The organism is Aquimarina macrocephali (genome assembly GCF_051627225.1).
Lineage (GTDB): Bacteria > Bacteroidota > Bacteroidia > Flavobacteriales > Flavobacteriaceae > Aquimarina > Aquimarina macrocephali.
On sequence record NZ_CP151795.1, the window covers coordinates 3640828 to 3665611 of the forward strand.

Below are 24784 nucleotides of genomic sequence, written 5' to 3' on the forward strand. Positions count from 1 at the left end.
TTTCATTTTAAGAGAGGTTTAAAAAGCTTCTGAAGAAAATTTAGTAACCCCTAAAATTATTTACGATGAAAAAACTTGGTATTTGGTATACGTTGATGTTTACGCTTCTATTAGGATTTAGTTCTTGCGAAACTGAAGATTTTAATAATGATCCAGAGGTTAAGATTGTTATAGATAACAAAGATGGAAGTGCGGTTTATAGTTTTGAAGCTAAGACAAGTGGGATTAACAATGATGCACAGACAATTTGGTCTGTAGATGGAAATGATATAGAAGGAGAAGATGAAGAAAATATTATTAATCAGATTTTGGATTATTTGTTTGAGCCTGGTAAACATACAATTTGTGTAAGAATAATAACCGAGGAAAGAACAATAGAAGCCTGTGCTGATATAGAGGTAGAGGTAGATGAAAATAACCCTTGTCCTGATTTGTTTTTTAGAAGTAAACATTACCAGGGACGATCTACTTATAAATTTTTCGCAGACTTTAGAGGGATTCAAGAAGTATCTTATGGATGGTATATTAATGATAGATTGGTAGAAGATTCTGCACCTGATGAAGATAATTATTTGATTTGGGATTTTAAAGAACCAGGTAGATATGAAGTGTGTATCAAAACAGAAACACCAAATTGCCCAGAAGGAGTCTCTTATTGTAAAGTTATAGAGGTTGAAGAATCAGATTTGGTTTGTCCAGAAGTTTCTTTTACAAAGGAAATAGAACCGGGAACCGTGGGCACCTATACTTTTGAAGCAAAAATAGAAGGTACAGACGAAGTAAGTCAAATATTGTGGTATGTTGATGGGAAAGATGTTGAATCACCAAAAAATGATCCACAGACAGGAAATAGAACTCTTGTATATCAATTTGATTCTGGAGCTCATGAAGTATGTTTAAAAGTGATTACTCCTGATTGTCCAGAAGGAGTGAAATATTGTAAAGAGATAAGAGTAGGAGATTGCCCAGATCTGTTCTTTGAACCAGAACGAGATGGAGATAAAGCTGCATATCATTTTTATCCTCGCGCATTTGAAGGAATCGATGATGTTACTCTAGAATGGTTCGTTAACGGAAAATATGTAGGTAAATCACCAGAATTTCCTCACAACAATCCATTTTATTATGAATTTGATGGACCGGGAAGATATGAAGTATGCTTAATGATTGAAACACCAAGTTGCCCAAATGGTATTTCATATTGTAAGATTGTAGAATTTGAGTAATACTATTGATTTTCTATTCACTTATAGATTATAAAGAACATAAAAGTTAGTTAGGTTAGATTAATTAGGTTGATTCCCTGGAAGCGAGGCCATGCTTTCGGGGAATCTTTATTTATAAGATTACGATGTACTATTATTTATAGTTAGCGATTTCTGAAAGTGAAATCAAATCATAGAATTTAATATAAGGATTGAAAGAAAAAAGCCGTCAAATAAAGTGTTTCTTGTAATGACTTATAGGTGATCCTACCTAGAATGAAATCGAAAATCTAGAAATAACAGAAGGAAAATTGTAGAGATCTTTCCAACCCTTCTTCTACAACCCCTGGGGATATGCGAGATAAATGATTTGTTTTTTTATTTCTTTTATTCAGAAAACACTCCTTTAGATTTGTGGTTAAATGTTTAATAGAAATCTCCTTGTTCGGAAGGTAAAAGGTTGCTGGATATGTAACGAAGGAATATTATTTAAAAAACTAAGCATAACATTGGTATAAAAAATAGGGGTGAGATTTTCTATCTCACCCCTATAAACTATGTTAATAATTTAGCTAAATATTGGCTAATTTAAATCCCAGAAAAGTTTTGTTTCTGCAAGATCTCCACCTATTGTTGTAGAGGCGGCTTGCCAGTTCGTACCATTTAAGGTTTGTTCTATTATAGGATATGTATATCTATTTGGGAAACCAGAAACAGGTTCAGCTGGTGTCGCTAATGTTGGAAAATCTAAAAGTCTGATCGAAGTCCAGGCTTCGATACCTCTATTAAATAAAGCTATCCATTTTTGATTACCGATTATTTCTTTCCAAGGAGTAGTTGCAGTACTTGCTGCCAAAGCAGTATCGTAATCTACAGTTGCTTGTGCAAGGTATGTTACTGCATCTGCATTTGATCCTCCCCAACTTTCTATTGATTCTACTACAGCAATATCGTAATGACTTTTTGCTGTACCACCAACTGCAAAAGTTCTTGCAGCTGCTTCAGCTAGTAGAAACTCAACTTCAGCATAGTCAAAAATTACGCCTGGAGTTGTTGCCGCTTCTACTTGAGCAGATACATGAGAATGTGAAGAATAGTTTGACGTAGCTCCAATACCTCCTCCAACATAAGTACCCGTTCCTGGTACTTCTAAGAAATATAAAGGTCTTCTGGGATCATTCAATGTATTCATCATATCTACGATCGTAACCGCCGCAACAAAATCATGCCTTCCACTTAAAACTAAATTATCATGAATAGGATTTGTATTTGGTGAAGCCGCTAAGTATGTAAAATTGGCATTATCAGCTCTACTGGTAAATACACCACTTGTAACTGCCGTTTCTACGGTAGTTTTAGCAAATGCATTATCTACATCAGATAATAAGATACCCATTCTAAGTTTTAAAGAAGAAGCAAACTTTTTCCATAGCGATGCATCACCACCATAAATATTATCTGCAACTCCAAAACTTCCTTTGCTTGTGTCTAATGCATCAATAGCAACCGTAAGTCTACCAACCAATGTTTTGTATACAGTTTCACCATCATCATATGCAGGTAATAGGTTATCAATATCTAAAGCTTCTGTATAAGGAACATTTCCAAAAGTTTCTATTAATATGCTATAAGTATAGACAGTTAAGATTTCTATTACTTGAAGCTTATTCGCTTTAACTTCAATATCTGAAGGAAGCGAATACTGTGTGTCTTCTATAATCTTAGCAGCTTCATCCAGGTCTTTTAAGACATCTTTATAAAGAATACTCCAATGTGTAGCAGGAATAGTTCTACTAGTTTGATCATAGTTGCTTTCATCTGTATAGGTTGTTTCTTGTAGATATTGAGCAAAAAGTTTTGTATTGTTGTTATTTACATTTAGATCTACTATTTGATCAACCAGATTCTTCTGTGCACCTGTAAATAAGGTTTCTCCAGGAACAGAAGATGGATCTTTAATATTCTCGTTCAGACTCTCGAGATTATCCGAACAAGAGGCTATAATTACCGCGGTAATTAGGATTAATATTTTTTTCATCTTAATTTTTTTAGAATTGTAATTTTAAGTTAAAACCAAAATCTCTGGTTGTTGGTAATGACCCAGTAGAGTACCCTTGTAGGTTACCAGAACTTAAACCTCCTTCAGGATCTTCATGAGGAGTATTTTTGTCAATAATCCAAAGGTTTGATCCAATTATACTTATAGATACATCATTTAAGAAAGTGTAGTCAATTAATTTTTTAGGAAAAGTGTATGTTAAAGAGACTTCACGTAATTTTACATAACTAGCATCATATACAAAAGCAGCATCAGGTAAACCTCTACGATATCCTTGAGCACCAAATCGATCTGCTCTGATTCGCGTAGTATTTGTAGCTCCATCAGGATTTACACCTGGATTGATAAAACCACCGCCATCGGCTAAAGTATTTCTTACAGGGTTTCCTAAATCATTGATAAAAGCTGTTTCGGCATATAAACCAGTTGCCAGACCATAATACTGATCCAATGCAAATATGCTACCTCCTTTTTGGATATCAATTAAAAAGCTAAAAGAAAGGTTTTTATAATTAACTTTATTAGAAATACCCATCAACCATTCTGGGTTAGTATCTCCTATTACATTATTGGATGCAGTAGTTTTTATATGTTGTCCATTAGAAGGGTCTATAACTCTTTGCCCATTTATGTAAGTGTAATCTGTACCATAAATAACACCATATGGCTGACCTACAGTAGCGTTTATTGTAACACCTCCTTGAAAATCACCTAATTGAAGATTTTCTATACCATCTTCTAAAGAAACTACTTTATTTTTATTTTTTGACCAGTTTACATTTACCTTCCAGGATAGATCGTCGGTTTTTATTGGGGTTCCAGATACAGATACTTCTATACCTTTATTTTCAATTTCTCCTGCATTAAGAATTTTAGAAGTATAACCAGTTCCTCTACTAACAGGTACTCCAAAAATTTGATCAATAGAGTTGTTTACATAATATGCAACATCAAACCCAAATCTATTTTGTAAAAGTTTCATTTCTAAACCAATCTCAGTACTTGTTGTTCTTTCAGGTTTTAGATTAGGATTCTTTTTTACGTTTCCTACAGAAGTACTTGCACTTCCTATAGGAGTGTTCACATTATAACTATCATATAAAAAATCAAAAGGAGCACTATTACCTACTTCTGCATAATTGGCTCTTAATTTACCAAATGAAATAATATCTGTATCCAAAAGGCTAGAAAAAACAAAACTACCTGCAATAGATGGGTAGTAGAAAGTACTATTACCTTTTGGTAACGTTGAAGAATGATCTCTTCTTATGGTACCATCTAAAAACAACATATTTTTATATCCAAGAGATACACTGGCATACACACCATCAACTCCAATTTTTTCATCTCTTTCTACCGGTAATGGAAGAGGTCCTTTACTGTTTTGTAATGAATATAATCTAGGAACACTTAACCCACCACTGGTAGATGCATAAATAGATTGAAAGTGATTTCTTCTGATATTAGTTCCTAAAATTCCTTTAATATTAAATTCATCACTTAAGTTTTTATCAAAATTAAGCATCAAATCATAGTTGGTTTCTGTATTTCGAATATCCCTTCTTCCATATCCAGAATCTACATTACCTCTACTAACTCCAAAACGAGTAGGAACACTACCGTTAGCTCTTCTTTCTTCCTGTAATTCAGAATATGTATCTGTAGCGACTCTACCTGTAATATTAAACCAATCTGTTATTACATAATTTAGAGAAACATTTCCTAAAAAACGATTTCTTGAATCAGATTGATAATTCTCATAACGTTTCCAATATGGATTATCCCAATAAATTGGCGTAGAACCGGCATCTGCAGAAGCAGGGTTCCAAGTTACGTTTCTTCTTGTTGCAAAATAAATATCTTCTTGTTGTCTTATATCAACATTGGTTTGCCACCATTGTTTAAAATTAGATACAATATTATCGTTATATCCTGTGGAGTTACGACCTAAACCATCTGTTTTGATATAATTAGCATATCCAGTTGCAGTTAATTTATCACTAAGCTTAAAGCTTCCGCTCATAGAAAAGTTATGCTTCTTGATAGAACTGTTTGGCATCAAACCAGTTTGATCAAACATCGTGTAGTTTAATCTAAAAGAACCCTGATCATATCCTTTGTCTAATGATAACGAATTTGTAATTGTTATCGGAGTCTCAAAAAATGAAATAGGACCATGCTCAGCGTTTACCCATGGAGTTGCTGTTCTGTAGTTAGGCGATGCAGGATCAAAAGAATCCCATTGGTATACTAATACACTTGAATCAAAAGCAGATCCATAAGAAGCATCATCATCATATTTAACTGTTTGATCATCTGCTGTGCCATCTCCCAATATATCTTCCTGATAAAAACCAGGACTATAACCAGCACCATATTGTGTTTGGTATTTTGCAAATGTACTTTTATCAATAGATCCAAATGTCATTCCAGAATTAACTGTAATTCCTAGTCCTTTAGATTTACCTCCTTTTTTAGTAGTAATCATAATAACACCATTTGCAGCTCTTGAACCATAAAGAGCAGATGCAGCAGCACCTTTTAGAACGTTTATAGATTCTATATCCTCAGGGTTAATATCTGATGCAGCATTACCATAATCATAATACCCTCCTTGAGCTTGCCCCTGACCAGCAGAATTACTATTTGTATTATTGATAGGAACTCCATCAATAACAAATAAAGCCTGGTTACTACCAGTTAAAGAAGCATTACCTCTAATAACAACATTGGTAGACCCACCTATATTGTTATTTTTTCTAATTTGAATACCAGAAGCTTTTCCAGAAAGTGCGTTTACAAAATTTGCAGTTTTCACTTTAGTTAAATCTTCTCCATCAACTTCTTGTGTAGAATATCCTAAAGATTTTTTATCTCTAGAAATACCAAGAGCCGTAACTACTATCTCTTCTAATTGAGAAGCCGTAACTTCTAATTGTACATTAATAGTTTTTTGGGCGCCTACAATAACCTCCTGATCTGCAAAACCAAGGTAACTGAAGAGAAGAGTACTTCCTTCAGAAGCTTGTAACGAATACATCCCGTCAAAATCTGTTTGAGCTCCACTGTTGCTACCCTTTACTATAATATTTACACCAGGTAATGGCATGCCACCATCATCTGTGACCTTACCTGTAATAGGGGTTTCTTGCGCAACAGAAAATTGCGTCACTAATACCGTTAGAAGTATTAGCATGTTTTTTGTTAATAATTTCATTATTGCATGTTAATTTTTGTTAGTAAGCAAGGTTATTAAGAAAAATTACAGGATAATAAGGATAATGTTTTTTTAACAAAAAATTAACGAGAAAATTGTAAGGGTAACTTAAAAAGACGACTAAATATGGTTTTTCTTTTTATAAAGAAGTTTTAAACCATTTTAAACCGTGTAATTTATAAAACGAAGATTATCTAAAATTGTGATTTAATATGTAATGTTTTTTTGATAATAACAAAGATGAACTAAAATTTATCGAGTTGTTTTGTTGTTCTTAATTATATAGGATGTATTTAGATAGTCTTTTGATTCTAATTTTATTTTATATACATTCATCCATGTTAAATAGAGAAATGGGGTAGGGTAAATGAATTTGTAAACGTTATAAATATATCTAGAACAGTTTCATATTGAATAAATTAAGTACATATTGTAAAGGTTTTATACTAGCATTGGTAATGTTTGCATATTCTTGTGTAAATGATGACTCTTTTTTTCCTGATAGTATAGATGCTAAGATTACATCAACTACAACAATCGTATCTATCCTTAATGATATAAAAACAAGAAATTCGATAATAAATGAAGAAGAGCTGTGTTTTACCTTTAAATATCCATTGATATTTGGTTATAATACTGATTCGACCATACGAGTTGATGATTATAAAGGATTACTTGGGGTAATTTCTGGGCAAAGTGCAAATTTTAATATAACCGGGTTACAATTTCCTATTCAGATAATGTTTAAAGGAGCTAATGACCCTCTTCTTGTAGAAAATGAAGATTCTTTGATTAGTGTACTTAGAGAATGCCAGATAAAAACATTCAGAGATGTTTTTGATCATTTATATAAGCAATGTTTTAAGTTTGAATATCCTATTACCCTAAGTGATAAAGAAAATAAAGAAGTTAATATTGATAGTGAGGAAAATTTTAATCGTTTTCTTACGGATCAGGGAGCTATTTATCAGCCAAATTTTAAATTTCCAATATCAATACTAGTTACTCCAGATCTTAAACCGACTCAAATATCGACATATTATGAGTTTTATGAAATCATAAATAATTGTATTGGCTGCCCTGCAATACGATTTGAAATCCAACCTTTACAAGATAATGAGTATAGATTCATTCCTGATATTGAGATTATGAATGGATATCAACTATTTTTTAAAATCAATGGAGAGATAATTGCTGATCAGGTTGTTGATGGAAACCCATTTACAAGGCAATTTACTCCAGGAACATATGAAACTTGTATAAAAGTGATTACCACTAACTGCCTTATCGGGACGATTGCTTGTAAAGAAATTGTGGTAGAACCTATTTGCCCAGGTATTACATTTACTAACGAACGGGTTACAGGTACAAATACATATAAATTTAACCCCTCTGTTACAGGGGTGAGTAATGATGTTACTATAGGCTGGTATGTAAATGAAGTTTTTATTGAAAACTCGCTGTTAAGTGCAGGAGTAATAGAGTTTAATTTGGATCAAGGTACAAATAATGTATGTGCTAAAGTAATAACTCCAAATTGCCCTGATGGTATAAAGTTTTGTGACGAGATAATAGTTCCCTAATCACTCTGTACATTGTTAATGACAACGCGTTAAATAGTAATACATCTTAACTGTAAAATCCTTTTCTTTTATCGAGTATAGAACACGATATTTTTGATAATTTTGTGGTAAACAAAATAAAGTCATGAAGTATCACACCAGAAAAATTATAAAACCAGGCGATTTAAATTCTAATGAAACCTTATTTGGAGGTAGGTTATTAGAATGGATAGATGAAGAAGCGGCATTGTATGCAATTATACAATTACAAAACAGAAGAGTAGTGACTAAATTTATGTCTGAAATCAATTTTGTAAGCTCTGCAGTACAAGGTGATATTATTGAAATAGGAATGGACGTTGTGAAATTCGGAAATACCTCTTTGATTCTTAAATGTGAAGTGAGAAATAAATTAACGCATAAGACAATTATTAAGGTAGAGAATATAACGGTAGTTAATCTTGATGTCAATGGAAAACCAGTATCACATGGTAAAACTAAGATTATACATGAAAAAGAGGAGTTACCTCAGAACTAGTTTTTTGACTAATACCTTGCCTAGTTCATCATTGAGGTTGTCTATTATTTTTTGCCTGCCATAGCTAAGTTCTTCTCTTAATACAGATGATGTAAGTTCAACATACACAGTTTCTCTTTCAAGTTTAATATTCCGTGTATATTTTGTTATTGCAGGCCCCATTATTTTTTCCCAAACATCACGTACAGCAACCTTGTCCAATCCTTTTTGTAGATTATTGTCTGAAACAAAACTTTTTAAAGCCTCTTCCATACTCTGATGTTCTTGATGACGTTTTGCCATTATAATTTTAGCTTTTGATATCGTTGATAAAAGTAAACATTTCCTGTTTCATTCTTGAAAACTATCTCGTTTTCTTTTGCAGAAATAATGGTTTCTTTCCATGTCGCTAACGAGTTTTTATAATACAGCCTTACACTATCATTTTCAATAACTATAGTGAATATTTCCTGATTATTGGTAATTATAAAACTTCCATCCAGTCGAGGTCGTACTTTTTTGCGTATTCCTATTGAGTCTTTAACTTCAAAAAAGTCAATATCCTGATTGAATACATATTCTTTTTTATTTCCATCAGGTAATACTACCTTTTTAATTTCCCAATACCCATCCAAATATTGAATATACTCTTTTGGGTTGGTGGTTGTACAGGAAGTGACATATAGAAGTACTATACAAAATAAAACTCGTCGCATATTTTATCTGAGTGTTTTTTATTTATCAGAAGAAATTTTAATAATCTCTATTTCTCTAATTCGTTATTTTTCAACTTAATAATTTTGTATGATTGCGATATCTTTTTTACCACACTTTCTGTCCGATCTGCATGAGTATCACTAATGAATAATTGTCCAAAATTTTGATCATCTACCAATTTTATAATATGTTCTACACGTTTTTCATCGAGTTTGTCAAAAATATCATCAAGCAAGAGTATGGGGTTTACTTTACTTTGTTTTTTAATAAAATCAAATTGAGCTAGTTTTAAAGCAATAAGAAACGATTTTTGCTGTCCCTGGCTTCCGAATTTTTTAATAGGATATCCTTCAATCTCAAAAGACAAATCATCTTTATGAACTCCCACACTAGTATATTGTAGCATTCTGTCTCTAGAAAGACTTTGTTCTAAAAGAATTAGTAAATTAGTTTCGGATAGCTTACTTTGATAAGAAAGAGTAACACTTTCTTTTCCAGAGCTAATTGCTTGATATCTGCTTTCGAAAATAGGGATAAAAACCTCTAGAAATGCTGCTCTTTTTTCATAGATAATACTACCGTACTCATGCATTTGCTGGTTGTATACCTCTAGTGTAGTAGGGTCAAAAGTATTATTGGCAGTAAAGTACTTTAATAGAGAGTTACGCTGTGATACAATTTTAGAATATTTTAATAATGTTTTTAGATAAGATTGATCACTTTGGGAGATCACACCATCTATAAATTTGCGACGAGTATCACTACCTTCTGTAATTAGATCTCTGTCTGCGGGAGAAATAATTACCAAAGGTAAAAAACCAATATGCTCGCTAAAAGTATCATATATTTTTGCGTTGCGTTTGATTACTTTTTTCTGCCCTCTTTTTGCACTAATAATAACTTTTTCATCACGACCTTCCTTTGTGTAAAGACCATCAATAACAAAAAAATCGGCATTATGCTTAATGTTTTGACTAGTAATTGGATTGAAATAGCTTTTACCAAATGACAAATGATAAATAGCATCTAGAATATTTGTTTTTCCGACCCCATTATTTCCAACAAGACAGTTTATTTTATCGTCAAATTCAAAATTGATGGACTCGAAATTTTTATAATTAAGTAAAGAAAGAGAATTTAAAATCATAAAATATTGATCATCAAGGAGTCCCGACTTTAATAGAATTCTTAGTTAACCGACGCAAATTATTGAAAAATAATAAATAGTTGTGCTTTTAATTGTGAATAAATATTTTATTTTTGCCGTTCATTAAAGAAAATTTATGGCAACTTACAAGAAACGTGGACACAAACCAAAAAACAAAGCTGAAGAAGTTGAGCAAATAGAAGACAATTCAACAACTGCTGAGGTATTTAATACCTTAGATGAAGGGGCTTCCAAAACTGAAGAATGGGTTGCAGCTAACCAAAAATACATACTAAGTGCTGTCGGAATGATAGCCGTTGTGATATTAGGATACCTTGGATTTCAGAAATTTATCCAGGAACCAAAAGAGGAAGAAGCAGCTAATGAGATGTTTACAGCACAACAGTATTTTGATAATGCTGTTAATGGTAACTCTAAACTTAGCGATTCATTATATACTTTAGCTCTTAATGGAGGAGAAGGAAAGTATGGTTTTTTAGGAATTATAGAGAATTATGGTAGTACCGATGCTGCTAACCTATCAAACTACTATGCTGGATTTTCTTACCTAAATATGAATAAATACCAGGAAGCAATCAATTACCTTGATAGTTTTAAGAGTGATGATGATATATTAGGTCCTTTAGCTCTTGGAGGTATTGGGGATGCATTTTCTCAGCTTGATCAAACAGAAGAAGCATTAGGGTATTATGAGAAAGCGGCTAAAGCAAAGGTAAATGACTTTACTACTCCGAAGTTTTTATTAAAAGCAGCAATTACTGCAATATCTCTTGATAAACCAGAAGTTGCAATTCCGTATTTAGAAAGAATTAAAGAAGAATTTCCTAAGAGTGTAGAAGCTAATCAAGCAGATGTACATCTAGGTAAAGCACAAGCAATGAAGTAATAGTTTTGTGGTTCTAATTTTCAGTTTTTTGCTGAAACCTGAAATCCAAGACGCGAAACCAATATGGCTACAGAAAATAAAAATTTATCACAATACGATAAAACAACTATCCCAAATGCGAAAAATTTTCGGTTTGGGATTGTTGTTTCAGAATGGAATGAAGAAATTACCCAAGGGTTATTTCAAGGTGCATTTGATGCATTTATAGATTGTGGAGCAGTAAAAGAAAACATAGTACGCTGGAATGTACCCGGAAGTTTCGAATTGATATATGGGTGTAAGAAAATGCAAGAATCTTTTGATATGCTTGATGCTGTTATCGCCGTAGGGTCTGTTATACAAGGAGAAACCAAACATTTTGATTTTGTTTGTGAAGGTGTTACGCAAGGAATCAAGGACTTAAATATTGCTAGTGATATCCCTGTAATCTTTTGTGTACTTACTGATAATACACTACAGCAATCTATTGATCGTTCTGGAGGAAAGCATGGTAATAAAGGAACTGAAGCAGCAATTGCAGCTATCAAAATGGCGCAGTTGCGTAAAGATGCAACTTTTTATAAATAAGAATTCTCTGACTAAAATCTAAGCGGTATAATCTTTGCTATTTATATTTTGATGTTATTGTAATGCTAAAAACTTTACATTACAATGCTTTTTAAGTATATTTGGATAATCAAAAAGATAGAAGCAGATTGTGAAGTTAAGTATCCCAAAAAGAAGGAAAAACCGAAGATTCAATTACACCCCTAGGTACTATGAAGGTAAAAGTGGAGGTAATATCTATAATTTTGAGAATAAAATTACCAAATACAGGGATGCTACAAATGATATAGATTTTGGTTCACACTGGGCAGAAGCCCGTACATCGAGTCGTAATCGAGGTAATCGTGAAATTAATAGAAAGGTTATTTATATTGCAATAATCCTGATCTTCATCTTTTTGTATATAATTGATTTTGATTTATCCATATTTACTGCACGACGATAGATGTCTGATATCATTCAACTATTACCAGATCACGTAGCTAATCAAATTGCTGCCGGAGAGGTGGTTCAACGACCAGCTTCAGTAGTGAAAGAGCTGTTAGAGAACGCAATTGATGCTAAGGCTACCCATATAAAATTAATCATAAAAGAAGCTGGTAAAACTCTTATTCAGGTTATTGATAATGGATCAGGAATGAGCGTTACCGATGCCAGGCTGAGTTTTGAAAGGCATGCTACTTCAAAAATAAAAGCTGCAGAAGATATTTTTCAATTAGATACCAAAGGTTTCAGAGGAGAAGCTCTGGCTTCTATTGCTGCGATTGCTCATGTAGAGTTAAAAACGAAGCAAGAAGAAGACGAGGTAGGTACAGAGATTAATATAGAAGGTAGTGAAGTGATTTCTCAAGAAGTATGCGTAACTCCAAAAGGAACTTCTATAAGTGTCAAAAATTTATTTTATAATATTCCTGCAAGGCGAAACTTTTTAAAATCAAATGCAGTAGAACTACGCCATATTATCGATGAATTTCATCGGGTGACTATGGCACATCATTCTATTAAATTTGATATGTACCACAATGGTAGTGAAGTTTTTAACCTGCCTATTACAAATTGTCGCCAACGTATTGTAAATATTTTTGGAGGGAAAACCAATGAAAAACTTGTTCCCGTTGAAGAAGAAACAGACTTAGTTACTATAAGTGGATTTATAGGAAAACCAGAATATGCCAAGCGTACTCGTGGCGAGCAGTTTTTCTTTGTTAATAATAGATTTATTAAGAGCCCTTATTTAAATCATGCTGTTAATGCCGCATTTGAAGGTTTGCTAAAAGATAAAGCACACCCAAGCTATTTTGTATACCTTACTGTGGATCCCAAATCAATAGATATTAATATTCACCCTACTAAGACCGAAATTAAATTTGAAGATGAGCATGCGTTGTATGCCATGTTAAGAGCTTCGATAAAACATAGCCTTGGGCAATTTAATGTAGCACCTGTATTAGATTTTAATAGAGATGCTTCGATGGATACACCTTATGAGTATAAGAGCAAAACTGCTCAGACACCTACAATAGAGGTAGATCGTAATTTTAATCCGTTTAAAGATGAAAAAGTATCTGGTGGCAGCTCGTTTTCGGGCAAAAGCCATACATCGTATAAAAAAGAATCTGCCGGAGACTGGGAGAATCTGTATGTAGGGTTAGAATCTGAAATGACAACCATCAAGCCTACTGAAAATGATTTTTCTTCAGTAGAATTCGAAAGCGCAGAAGTTACAGGATCATTGTTTGAGACCGATGAAAAAAAAGTTGGACATCATACAACGTATCAACTTAGAAAAAAATATATTGTTACTACCATAAAAAGTGGGATGGTGATTGTTAATCAAAACCGAGCACATCAAAGAATATTATATGAAGAGTTATTGCGTAATATTACTATGGCAAGTGCTGTAAGTCAACAATTATTGTTTCCACTTATACTTTCTTTTACCAAAAAAGAGATTGAACTTCTTACTACTGTAAAAGAACAGCTCGAAAATACAGGGTTTGTTTTTGGAGAGTTATCCCCCGGAGAATTTGAAATCATAGGAATACCATCGGTTACTTCAGAAAAAGAAGTAGCTCAACTTTTGGAACAGTTGATTAGTGATCTCGAAAGTGAAGTGCCAGATAGTGGTTTTTCTCAGACAGATCTGCTAGCCAGATCCATTTCAAAAAGTATTGCAGTGCGAGCAGGAGTAGAATTGGCTTCAGAACAACAACAGTATATGGTAAATAGCCTGTTTGCATGTACCGAACCTACTATAACACCAAATAATAAGCCGACTTTCATTACGTTAACAGTAGATGAAATCGATAAGAAATTTTAATACATAAATGGGGAGAATTACGGATACAGTAAAAGTTTTATTGATTATTAATGTAATCTTTTTTATTGGGTCAATGACTTTAGGAAATAGTTCATTTGAACTTTTTGCATTTTGGTTTCCTTACAATGATAGTTTTCATTTTTGGCAAATCTTGACGTACATGTTTATGCATAGTCATCAAGGTATAACACATATATTTTTTAATATGCTTTTGCTCTTCATGTTAGGAAGCCCATTAGAATATACTATAGGGCAAAAAAAATTCTTATTTCTATATTTTTCTGCCGGCTTTGGGGCATTAGCTTTACAATTGTTATTTTATTATATACAATTTCAACCTGGTTATCAAAGTTTTTTACAAGCAGGTTTTGGTAAAGATCAGATTTTAGAATTTTTGAGAACTGGACAATATAGTAGTGTTATTTTGCAATACACAACTGAAGATAGTGTAAATAATATGTTTAAGGCGTATTTCAGTCATATGGTAGGAGCTTCTGGAGCAGTATCTGGAATTATTGCAGGATTTGGAATTCTGTATTGGAATAGACCTTTACATTTATTATTTATTCCCTTTCCGGTTAAAGCAAAATATCTAATGGCTTTTTATTTTGTTCCAGATTTAATTGGAGGAATAACAGGTCAAAGTCTTTATGGTACTACTAATATAGCACATTGGGCACATATAGGTGGTGCTATAATTGGGTTTATTACCATGTGGTATTGGAAAAAGAATTCGTTCAATGATAAACGGTGGTATTAATCGATGACAGCAAATAATCTATCATATCAGTTTAAAACAGCTAATGTAATCATTAAGCTTATTGTTATTAATGTAGCTTTATTTTTATTCGCTACACTAGGATCCTGGATTTTTAAAACAAACTCTGGTGCTTTGATGGAGTGGCTTGTTTTACCTGTTGATCCTGGATCGTTGATCGTACAACCCTGGAGTATTCTCACGTATAGTTTTTTGCATTTTGATTTTTGGCATATTTTCTGGAATATGCTGGTACTATACTGGTTTGGACAATATGTTTTAAACTTATTTACCGAAAAAAGATTTCTCACAATTTACTTATTAGGTGCTATCTGCGGAGGATTATTATTTGTACTGGCCTATAATGTATTTCCGGTTTTAAATAACACATTAGCATATTTAATTGGAGCATCGGCTGCAGTTCGTGCCATTATGATTTTTATTGCTGCATATACACCAAATTCTGAAGTGCGAATCTTTATGTTTAACATCAAATTATGGCAGATAGGGGTGTTCGTAGTGCTTTCTGATCTTATCCAAATTCCTACATCTGGTAATGCTGGTGGATTGATTGCTCATTTGGGCGGTGCACTTTTTGGTTATATATATGCGATTCAACTTAAAAAAGGAAATGATATTGGTTCCTGGTTCGAAAAACTTATGGATGGATTAAGTACCATGTTTACTTCAAAAAAGAAAAGCCCGTTAAAGACGGTACATAAATCAAAAACTCATAAAAGAGCTCCTAAAAAAACAGAGACTTCTTCAGTTAAAACTCCTAATCAGAAACAAATTGATGCTATTTTGGATAAAATTAGCAAAAGTGGCTATGATAGCTTAACCAAAGAAGAGAAAGATTTTTTGTTTAAAGCAGGGAAGGAGTAGTTATGAGGAAAGTAATTAGCAAGATCGTCTTTTTGATGAACGCTATGGCAGCTTCTGCCTTGTTACTGTCCTATTTACTGCCTTATGTTTCTCCAAAAATGTTTCCGTTATTGTCTGTGTTAAGTTTGGCAGTACCAATTCTAATTGTGATTAATGTGTTGTTCCTGTTATTTTGGGCAGTACAACTCAATAAAAAAGGAATACTTTCTCTGGTTGTACTAGTTCTTGGAATTTCTCACGTATCTTCATTGTATAAGCTAAGAGGAAAATCAGCCGATAAGGTTGAGGATGGTATTTCATTGATGAGTTATAACGTACATAGCTTTAACCGTTTTTTCTGGATAACCTCAGAAACAATTCCCTGGGATATTTCAAAACTGGTGAAAGATCAAAACCCAGACATCTTTTGTGCTCAGGAATATTATAATAATCCGGATATCGATTTTAGCCAATATTCAAATAAGTATGAGTATTTTAATCACAACAGTAGGGAATTGGCATTGGTTATCTTTTCAAAATTTCCGTTTATAAATAAAGGCTCTTTAAATTTTGAGAATACGGCTAACAATGTGATTTTTGCAGATGTAATATTTCCTAAGGACACTATTAGAGTGTATAATATTCATTTGCAATCCCATAGGATTAGTTCTAAAACAGATGATTTGGCAAAGGCAGATTCTCAAAAGTTATTAAAACGCATCGGAGTATCTTTTAAAAGACAACAAGCTCAGACAGAGCAGCTTATAGAGCATATGAAATCTTCTCCGTATAGAAATATTGTGATGGGAGATTTTAATAATACGGCATATTCATATGTGTACGATAAAATTAGATCAGAAAACCTTCAGGATACTTTTAAGAAAGCAGGAAAGGGATTTGGTAAAACCTTTAAGTTCGAATTGTTTCCGGCTAGAATTGATTTTATTTTAGTACCCGAAGAATTTGAAGTACAAGGATTTAAAAGCTTTGACCTTGAGCTTTCAGACCATTTTCCAATACTATCAAAAATAAAACTTTAGTTTTGTTTTATTTTATGCAATGAATAGGCATATCTTTTTTATGAGATTTTAATTATATACATTTTATTCAATGAGTGACGATTTTATTAAAGATTTACTAGAAGCACTTTCCTTTTCTCCGGATAATATCCCTCTGAGATTAAGAATAGCAAAGTCATATTTTGATAAAGGTGATTTTATTAATTCAGAAAAGCATTACTTAGAAATAATTTCTTTAAATAATAATAATGTTAACGCCAAATATGGACTAGCAAATTGTTACTATAAATTGAATAAAATACCTCCTGCAGAAATTATTCTAGAAGAACTTTTGAAATATGATATTTCAAATATTTCTTATTTGGAATTGCTCTGCTACTGTCATCTAGAAGAAAATAATTTGGAAGATGCTAAAGACGTTTTTCAGACACTTATTAGTATTGATGGATCTTATAAAAACAAGGATTTTGATGACAAGTTACGGTTGAATACAATAGATCGGAATGATGATTTTATAGATGATGATGCAAAACAATTCTTGAAAAAACCAAAGATTAATTTTGCACATGTTGGAGGAATGGATGAAGTGAAAAATCAGATTTCTTTGAAAATTATAAAGCCTTTAGAGCATAAAGAATTATATAAAGCGTATGGAAAGAGAATAGGAGGAGGAATATTGTTATATGGCCCTCCTGGTTGCGGGAAGACTCATTTGGCCAGGGCAACTGCTGGTGAGATTAATGCGAATTTTATAAGCATTGGAATCAATGATATACTAGATATGTGGATTGGTAGTAGTGAACAGAATCTTCATGAAGTATTTGAGGTAGCAAGGCAAAATACTCCTTGTGTTATTTTTATTGATGAAATTGATGCTTTAGGTGCTAATAGAAATGACATAAATAAATCTGCAGGAAGAAATGTGATAAATCAATTTTTAGCTGAATTAGATGGTATAGATAGTGATAATGAAGGAATTTTGATTCTTGGAGCTACTAATACACCTTGGCATTTAGATCCTGCGTTCCGAAGACCTGGAAGATTTGATAGAATTATTTTTGTATCACCACCTGATCTTAAGGCTAAATCGGCTATTTATGAAATTATGTTAAAAAATAAACCAATAGAGCAAATAGATTATGATACTTTAGCAAAGAATTCTAAAGAATTTTCGGGAGCAGATATACAAGCTGTTATTGATATTGCGATAGAGGAAAAATTGATGAAATCTTTTAGTGATGGGATTCCTAAACCTTTATTAACGAAAGATATTTTGAAAGCAATAAAACAAGTGAAACCTAGCACTAAAGAATGGTTTGTAACTTCAAAGAACTATGCATTGTATGCGAATGATTCTGGTTTGTATGATGAAATTTTATCTTACCTTAAAATTAAAAAATAAATGGAGGATGCACTATTTGAGAGAGGCCTACAATTTTTTCAGGTAAAAAGATATGAAGAAGCAATTAAGACTTTAAAAGAAGGACTGCAAAGAGAACCGGAGAATTATTTTGCAAAAAGTTTGTTGGTAAGATGTTATATTGAGTTAAATGATTATAAAAAAGCTGGAGAATTAAACGAATTATTAATATCTCAATACCCTAATGAAGATGAATTGTTTTATAATCAATCTGCTATCGCTTGGCATAATGAAAATAAACCTAAAGCTATAGATTCTATTAGTACAGCAATATCTTTAAATCCATATTATGCTGATTATTTCGGTTATAAAGGGCTTATTTTTTTAGAATCTAAAAATTATCAGCAAAGCCTTTCTTTTACTAATGAAGGATTGGAACTTGATCCCAATAATGTGCTTTGTCTTAATGTAAGAGCTCAAGCACTTACAAAGCTTAACAGAAAAGATGAGGCACAAGAAACAATTAGTAATACTTTAAATCAAGATCCTGAAGGTAGTTTTTCTCATGCTAATGTAGGGTGGGTACAGTTGGAACAAGGAAATCATGTAGAAGCGATGAGTCATTTTAAAGAATCGCTTAAAAATGATCCTAATTCACGATATGCTCAAGAAGGAATGTTAGAAGCTATAAAGGCTAAAAATTTTATTTATAGAACATATTTGAAATATGCATTCTGGATATCTAATATGAAAACTAAAAATCAATGGTTTTTTATAATTGGGATATACTTGTTGTATAGGTTTTTGGTGAAAAGTATACAGTTTTCAGATTATCCATACTTGGTTTTTTTAATCATTGTTCCTTATTTATTATTTGCCTTAGGGGGTTGGATTATAGAACCATTATCAAATATGATATTGTTGTTTCATTCATATGGGAAGTATTTATTAGATAAAAATGATAAACTGTCAGGAGTAATCTTTTTTTCGTGTTTAATGATTTCGAGCTGCTCGATTATTTTATATTTTTCTCTGGATTTAGATATTTTTTTGTTAACGGCAGTTTCTTCTTTATGTTCAATTATACCATTATCTAAAGGTGCTTTGAAATTAGATAAACTCTCTAGAATTGTAAGTTATGTAATTGGCGCTACTGTTTTTTTAGCAGGGATAATAGGACCTTTTTTTTATACAGACCTTGTTTTTCTAGGAACAATTTCAATTTTAGGAATGGTTGCCTATACATGGGTAGGTAATTTCTTAAAAGATTAATTATATAGCCAAACTTCTAATTGATCTGTTAAAGCAGTAATAGTTGAAGATGATTATGAATAAGGAAATAAATTATATAGCCTCTTATAATTAACTACATTTATATTAGCGTTATCTATATTTCTTATTCCTACAATCCATCTATACTGATAGCGTTTGTTTCCATTTTTGCTTCCCAATCCTCAAAGAAAACTGCATGTTTGTTTTTCATCATTAGCTTCATCCTGTCTTTTACAGACTGTTGTATTTGTAAGGGTAATGTGTAGAATTTTTTACTGATTTTGGTTAACCTTCCATCATAATTACTATTCTGATGTCTAATAGTTACTCTCCTTTTGTTATGATAAATAATAATCTTTACTCTACCATCTGTATATCCATCTTGTCCCATAGTACCATAAACCAATACAAGATCTGCCTGACCATCATTGTCTAAATCAGATAAACTTGAGTATTTGTTCCAAAACCCAATCGATGTTTCCCAATCTTTATCTATATCATCTTTAATAGAAGATTTTTTTTTGAACTGTTTGTTTCTATAAGATAAATTAAGTGCTTTTATCTGGTCATACAAAGTGTCATTTTTTTCATCTATTCCTTTAAAACGTTCTGATAATAACAGGTAATATTCTCCCAACTCGTCTTTATACGAATATGCCTGGTATATAGGAGACACAATATCGAACCGCCTTTTTGTTCTTTTAGTAAAAGTTGATGCGATTTCTTTATTAGAAAGTCTACGGGCCATTTTTGGATCGAATGAAATAGAATCAAGCCTTTTAAGCTCTACTATTGGGGTAGAGTCCTCTTTTGTTACTTGTTGTTCAGTATTATTATTATTGGAATCTTTTGTTTGTTTTCCACAAGAAAATAAGCTAACAATTACGATAAAAAATAGAAGTTTGTTCATAGAAAAAAATAGATTAAAAGCAGTTTCTTAGCACCAGTTCTATACTAAATGTAATCAATATTTTCTAAAATGGAATGTGTGAGCTATTTTTTACATCATCCAGCAATCAAGCTGATCTGTAAGAATATGCCATAGTAGAGCTAATCCGATAATTCTCGTTTTAGGAAAAAATAACATAATTCCATATGCTGTAATAGCATAATAACTATGTAAAGGATGGAATCCAATACTACACCGATTAGGGTCAAAAATTTGATCGGCCAAAACATGATCGATATCGATTAGCATAGCTGCTATAAATAAAAAATAGACCTTCTTCCACTGTTTAGGGAAGAAGAGTACTGCGATGAATAATGGAACTATGAAATGAAACCCATAATGTAAGATCGGTCGGATCATATTAGTCAATTAGCTTATTTAGTGAGAGGTGAAACCATAAATTAATAAAAATATTTTTGATGGGTTATTGCTTATAAATATGCTATTCTTTTTTAGAAAAAAAATAACTCTCTATAAGAGGGGAGAGTAAGTTAGTATATTTTTCTGCACCTAAACTGTTTAAGTGGTTCTCGTCTGATAAATATTTGGAATTAACAATACTATTCAAAAAACGTTTAGAATATTTTATTTTCAAACTATCTGATAATGAATGGTATAATGGAATTACAATATTTTTTTCCTTTTCGTTTTTATATGTAAGAGGTAAAAAGAAAATTATTTTAGAGTTTTTCTTACTACTTAGTTCTAATAAATAATTAATATAATTTTGATAAGTGGTTAAGTTTTTATTTTTTATTGAAGGAGAATTAATTTCTTCATAGGTGATAAAAGGAGATATTGAATTAAAATTGTTTTTATTTAAAGAGATGAAACCTATTTCTCTTTCCTTATTATCATTTTGACTAAGTATCCTTTTTACATCTTTTTTTACTGAAATTTTTTTTGAATAAAGATAATTTAGAATATGAAGTTTAAATAATAATCTCTTACGAAAACTTTCGTTTTTTGTCAATTCATCAATAGTTTCTAAGATGTCTATATTAGCTTCCTTAGAAAATTCTATAAAACCATTAGGTAATTCTTGCTTTATTGGTGATAACTCAATGAATAATACTTTTGAAGTTTTTTCTTTTAGTAAGAAATCTGCTAGGATACAGTTACTTAAAAAGGTTGAACCACTAATTCCTATATTGGATACATTTTTATTACCAAAATGTTCTTCGAGTATCTCTGGATTAATGCTATTTTGTACTCTACTAGAACCGATAAAATAGTATGAGGTTTCTTTATTGTTAGCTATATCATTTGCAATACTGGCAAAACAGTCATCATCAATATCCAAGGAGTTCTTTTTAAACAATAGTATTATAAATAATACTATTGCTCCTAGAATAAATAGTTTTGTAATTGATTTTTTAGTTTTCATACTATGTTTATCAAAAAAGAGTATAATAATTGTCTACTCCTGCATTTAATCCAAAGACTAAAATTGTCATAGTAAGTTTTATATAAATAAACCATCGATTAGGTAAAGGTTTACTTTGTAAATATTTATCAAATCTATTGTTTCCTGCTTTATTATAATGATAATCCATAATTATAAAAGCAAAGATTATTATAACTATGTTAGTGGTTTGACTTAATATAATTTGTTTTGGGATAAATGGAGAATTTATAAAAATTGTTTTAATCAGGTGCATTAAATCTGGAGAAATAAATATTAGAGCAAGAATACATGAAAATAATAGATGGTAAATAAGTCCAGTAGCTTTTCTTACTTTGGGATACGGTAATTTTTGCAAGTTTACTTTTTTTTCAATTATGATCCATAATCCATTGCAAATCCCCCATATTAATAAGGTGAGAGTAAATTCATGCCATAAGGCAATTAGTATGAAAGTGATTAATAGTAATAGATCTGTATATTTTCTTTTTTTATCATATTTGGCAATTATAAAGAAAAAATAATCTCTAAACCATTCATTTAGCGTGATGTGCCACCCTCTCCAGAATTCCTGCCTTGAGGAAGAGAAATATACACGGTTACGAAAATTATCTTTAAGTTCAATGCCAAAAATTTGAGAAATACCTTGAAAAAAATCAATAAAGGAGCTAAAGTTACAATAGAGGTATAAAAAGAAAAGTAATCCCAAAATCAAATAGTATGGACCACTAATTTTTGAATTTAAAAATACATTTATTATAATAAATATTCTTTGAGCAATAACCATGTTTTTAAATAATCCCCAAAGTATTAATCGCATTCCTCTTGAAATTGAAGTATCTGAGATTGAAATATTTTGAAATTGTGGAATTAGATATTTGGTTCTATGTAAAGGACCTGAAAATATTGCTGGAAAATAGATTAAATGTAACAGTATTAAAAAAAAATTCTTTTCTGGTGTTATATACCTTCTTTTGATATCTATCAAGTAACTTATTCCGTTAAAAGTAAAATAAGAAAGGCCAATTATCTGAAATAAAGATGACCATCTAAGTAATTCTAAAATTTGAATATCTTTAGAAAGATGATTTTCAAAATGAAAACCTGTACCAGTTATTTTGTATATGATTAAGGGTATTAATATACAAAGAACTCCTAATCTAATTTTTGAAAGATTATGATGTATTACAAAACCTAATCTAAATATAATATAGGCTAGCAATATTAAAAACAATATTTTATAACCAACTAATATGTAGTAAAAAACTAAACTTGTTATCAAAAGAGCTTTCCATTTATTTTCTTTTTTGAATAAAGCTAGAAGAACTACAGAACAGACAATATACAGAATGATTAGCAGTAAATTAAACTCTACCATTTAGTGTTTTTTTTTAAATATTATAATATACTTTGATTCTTACGTTTTGCATATGTACAAGAATATTACAGTTTATCTTATTTCAATTTTATCGATAAGGAATTTGTAGTTCGCATAAAAATTTGCCTAGCCCATTTTGTAGGTACAGAATCATCAATTCTAAATCTTTTTAAAAAATCTACCATTGGTTTTAAGCAATATCTCATTTCTTGTCGAGATATTTGTGCTCCTAAACAAAAGTGATTTCCTCCACCAAAAGCCAAATGTTCATTTGGAGTTCTATTGGGGATTACCTTGTCTGGGGCTGTGAAATTTTCTGGATCACGATTTGCACTAGCTAAGCACAAGTATAATTTTGATTTAGCAGGGATAACGATATTATTGTATTCTATTACTTCATTGTTTACTCTTACAGTATATTGTAGAGGAGAGGAAAACCTGAATAATTCTTCAATCAAAAGGTTTAACTCTTTAGTGTCATTATGTAATACATAATTTATTAATTTTTGATCTCTCAGTATTTCAAATAAAGCCATAGTTAGGTTGTCTTTTGACGTTTCAAAAGCGGCCATTACAGAAATGGACATAATTGAATAGATATCTTCGTCTGTATATTCTAAATTTAATTTATTAGCAAAAAACCTAATATTCTCTTTGTATTTTGAGTCGTGAAAAATGTTTTTACCCCATAAAAACCATGAATTGATTTCTTCATATATTTGTTTCGGAATAAATAAATCCTGACTTCTAGCAAGCATATTTGAGTATTTTTTAATGTTCTCAAAACTTTCAAAATCTTTAATGCCAAAAAGTTTTTCAGTAACTAAAAAAATAAAATAAGAACAATAATCTACCAAATCAATAGTAATTGAGTTTTTATAACGGTCATTTAGAATAGTAAGAGACTCTTTTATAACTTGATTTAACTCAAATTCCTTAAATGATTTACCCATTACAGCCCTTAAATTTTTATGTTCATCACCATTTAGATACATTGGCCATTTTTGAGTTCCTTTTGATAAATATGGACATGTGTTTGTATTTTTAAATATGTATGGCTCTTTTGTTTGCAGGTATGAACTGAGCTCAGACACATAAAAATCATTTGAACGAAGAATTTTGCTAACATCTTCATACTTAAAAAATATAAATTCGTTATGAACTCCTTTATGAACTGGGTTTTCTTCTCTACATTGTTTTAGATGAGGGTATGGATTATCAAAATATCCCTTAGTGTACGGATTCCAAACTATTTTTGATTCATTATCCATGCAACAAGCTTGTTTATTGTGTTGTATTCCGAAAAAAGTGTTGGATCAATTTCTCCGATATTCAATTTTGATTCTAAATCAAAAGCTAGAGTTAAAATGGATAGAGAATCCATATTGAAGTTAACAAATTCTAGGTCACAAGATATCTCGTTTATAGGTAATTCAGTTTCTTCAGCGATTTTTTCCTGAAGCCATAGTTTTATGTCCATTAATTGTTGATTTTTAATAATGTTGTTTTTAAGGTTAACCTATATAATTTGTGAAACTCAACAGATACTTTAGTAAAATACAGTTTTTTTTCTAAAATAAAAA

23 protein-coding genes are annotated in these 24784 nt (G+C 31.3%); 12 read left to right on the forward strand and 11 right to left on the reverse strand.

From position 1 onward, the window contains the following. Positions 1-65 precede the first annotated feature (65 nt). On the forward strand, positions 66-1226 hold the full coding sequence (locus AAFU52_RS15825; protein WP_438422570.1) for a hypothetical protein: 1161 nt from the start codon (positions 66-68) through the stop codon (positions 1224-1226). A 562-nt stretch (positions 1227-1788) separates the two neighbouring features. On the opposite strand, the gene AAFU52_RS15830 is transcribed toward AAFU52_RS15825, so the two are convergent. Further along, positions 1789-3243: a SusD/RagB family nutrient-binding outer membrane lipoprotein gene (locus AAFU52_RS15830; protein WP_438422571.1), complete on the reverse strand. Its 1455-nt coding sequence runs from the start codon at positions 3241-3243 to the stop codon at positions 1789-1791. 10 nt (positions 3244-3253) lie between these two features. Beyond that, positions 3254-6481 (reverse strand): SusC/RagA family TonB-linked outer membrane protein, encoded by a 3228-nt coding sequence (locus AAFU52_RS15835; protein WP_438422572.1) that lies wholly within the window; start codon positions 6479-6481, stop codon positions 3254-3256. Positions 6482-6891: 410 nt separating this feature from the next. Between AAFU52_RS15835 and AAFU52_RS15840 the strand changes: the two genes are divergently transcribed. Then, positions 6892-8064: a hypothetical protein gene (locus tag AAFU52_RS15840; protein WP_438422573.1), complete on the forward strand. Its 1173-nt coding sequence runs from the start codon at positions 6892-6894 to the stop codon at positions 8062-8064. Positions 8065-8188: 124 nt separating this feature from the next. Next, positions 8189-8581 (forward strand): acyl-CoA thioesterase, encoded by a 393-nt coding sequence (locus AAFU52_RS15845; protein ID WP_024768681.1) that lies wholly within the window; start codon positions 8189-8191, stop codon positions 8579-8581. On the opposite strand, the gene AAFU52_RS15850 is transcribed toward AAFU52_RS15845, so the two are convergent. The 3 genes from AAFU52_RS15850 to recF are packed head-to-tail and all read right to left on the reverse strand — an operon-like array spanning position 8567 to position 10424. Then, positions 8567-8863 (reverse strand): DUF721 domain-containing protein, encoded by a 297-nt coding sequence (locus tag AAFU52_RS15850; RefSeq protein WP_024768680.1) that lies wholly within the window; start codon positions 8861-8863, stop codon positions 8567-8569. The two genes, AAFU52_RS15845 and AAFU52_RS15850, sit on opposite strands and share 15 nt — an antisense overlap. Continuing rightward, a complete protein-coding gene (locus AAFU52_RS15855) occupies positions 8863-9276 on the reverse strand; it encodes a hypothetical protein (RefSeq protein ID WP_438422575.1) in 414 nt (137 codons plus the stop codon). The genes AAFU52_RS15850 and AAFU52_RS15855 overlap by 1 nt, the downstream gene beginning before the upstream one ends. Before the next feature lie 47 nt (positions 9277-9323). Next, entirely contained in the window at positions 9324-10424 is a 1101-nt protein-coding gene (recF, locus tag AAFU52_RS15860; protein ID WP_438422576.1) for a DNA replication/repair protein RecF, read from the reverse strand. Between the two features lie 136 nt (positions 10425-10560). Between recF and AAFU52_RS15865 the strand changes: the two genes are divergently transcribed. From AAFU52_RS15865 to AAFU52_RS15905, 9 genes are all read left to right on the forward strand, one after another. Continuing rightward, positions 10561-11331, forward strand: coding sequence for a tetratricopeptide repeat protein (locus AAFU52_RS15865; RefSeq protein ID WP_024768677.1), 771 nt, complete (start codon positions 10561-10563; stop codon positions 11329-11331). Between the two features lie 63 nt (positions 11332-11394). Then, positions 11395-11898, forward strand: coding sequence for a 6,7-dimethyl-8-ribityllumazine synthase (gene ribH, locus AAFU52_RS15870; RefSeq protein WP_024768676.1), 504 nt, complete (start codon positions 11395-11397; stop codon positions 11896-11898). 127 nt (positions 11899-12025) lie between these two features. Further along, the gene (locus AAFU52_RS15875; protein ID WP_035090467.1) at positions 12026-12322 is read left to right on the forward strand and encodes a hypothetical protein; all 297 of its coding nucleotides are present in this window, start codon (positions 12026-12028) and stop codon (positions 12320-12322) included. Further along, entirely contained in the window at positions 12323-14197 is a 1875-nt protein-coding gene (gene mutL, locus AAFU52_RS15880) for a DNA mismatch repair endonuclease MutL (RefSeq protein WP_438422577.1), read from the forward strand. It begins immediately after the preceding gene. A gap of 73 nt (positions 14198-14270) precedes the next feature. Next, complete coding sequence (locus AAFU52_RS15885; RefSeq protein WP_438426644.1) at positions 14271-14957, forward strand: rhomboid family intramembrane serine protease; 687 nt, start codon at positions 14271-14273, stop codon at positions 14955-14957. Positions 14958-14960: 3 nt separating this feature from the next. Further along, positions 14961-15839, forward strand: coding sequence for a rhomboid family intramembrane serine protease (locus AAFU52_RS15890; RefSeq protein WP_438422578.1), 879 nt, complete (start codon positions 14961-14963; stop codon positions 15837-15839). A 2-nt stretch (positions 15840-15841) separates the two neighbouring features. Next, positions 15842-16858, forward strand: a complete 1017-nt coding sequence (locus AAFU52_RS15895) for an endonuclease/exonuclease/phosphatase family protein (RefSeq protein ID WP_438422580.1) — start codon at positions 15842-15844, stop codon at positions 16856-16858. Between the two features lie 70 nt (positions 16859-16928). Next, positions 16929-18239 (forward strand): AAA family ATPase, encoded by a 1311-nt coding sequence (locus AAFU52_RS15900; RefSeq protein ID WP_438422581.1) that lies wholly within the window; start codon positions 16929-16931, stop codon positions 18237-18239. Continuing rightward, the gene (locus AAFU52_RS15905; RefSeq protein ID WP_438422582.1) at positions 18240-19469 is read left to right on the forward strand and encodes a tetratricopeptide repeat protein; all 1230 of its coding nucleotides are present in this window, start codon (positions 18240-18242) and stop codon (positions 19467-19469) included. 130 nt (positions 19470-19599) lie between these two features. On the opposite strand, the gene AAFU52_RS15910 is transcribed toward AAFU52_RS15905, so the two are convergent. The 6 genes from AAFU52_RS15910 to AAFU52_RS15935 all read right to left on the reverse strand — a co-directional run bounded on the left by AAFU52_RS15910 (position 19600) and on the right by AAFU52_RS15935 (position 24681). Then, positions 19600-20379, reverse strand: a complete 780-nt coding sequence (locus AAFU52_RS15910) for a M949_RS01915 family surface polysaccharide biosynthesis protein (RefSeq protein ID WP_438422583.1) — start codon at positions 20377-20379, stop codon at positions 19600-19602. A 90-nt stretch (positions 20380-20469) separates the two neighbouring features. Further along, positions 20470-20778, reverse strand: coding sequence for a DUF6122 family protein (locus AAFU52_RS15915; RefSeq protein WP_024768669.1), 309 nt, complete (start codon positions 20776-20778; stop codon positions 20470-20472). 82 nt (positions 20779-20860) lie between these two features. Beyond that, complete coding sequence (locus AAFU52_RS15920; protein ID WP_438422584.1) at positions 20861-21805, reverse strand: hypothetical protein; 945 nt, start codon at positions 21803-21805, stop codon at positions 20861-20863. 10 nt (positions 21806-21815) lie between these two features. Next, entirely contained in the window at positions 21816-23201 is a 1386-nt protein-coding gene (locus AAFU52_RS15925; RefSeq protein ID WP_438422585.1) for an MBOAT family O-acyltransferase, read from the reverse strand. Between the two features lie 77 nt (positions 23202-23278). Further along, entirely contained in the window at positions 23279-24472 is a 1194-nt protein-coding gene (locus AAFU52_RS15930; protein ID WP_438422586.1) for a cytochrome P450, read from the reverse strand. Continuing rightward, complete coding sequence (locus AAFU52_RS15935; RefSeq protein ID WP_438422587.1) at positions 24451-24681, reverse strand: acyl carrier protein; 231 nt, start codon at positions 24679-24681, stop codon at positions 24451-24453. Before AAFU52_RS15935 ends, AAFU52_RS15930 begins: the two co-directional genes overlap by 22 nt. Positions 24682-24784 lie beyond the last annotated feature (103 nt).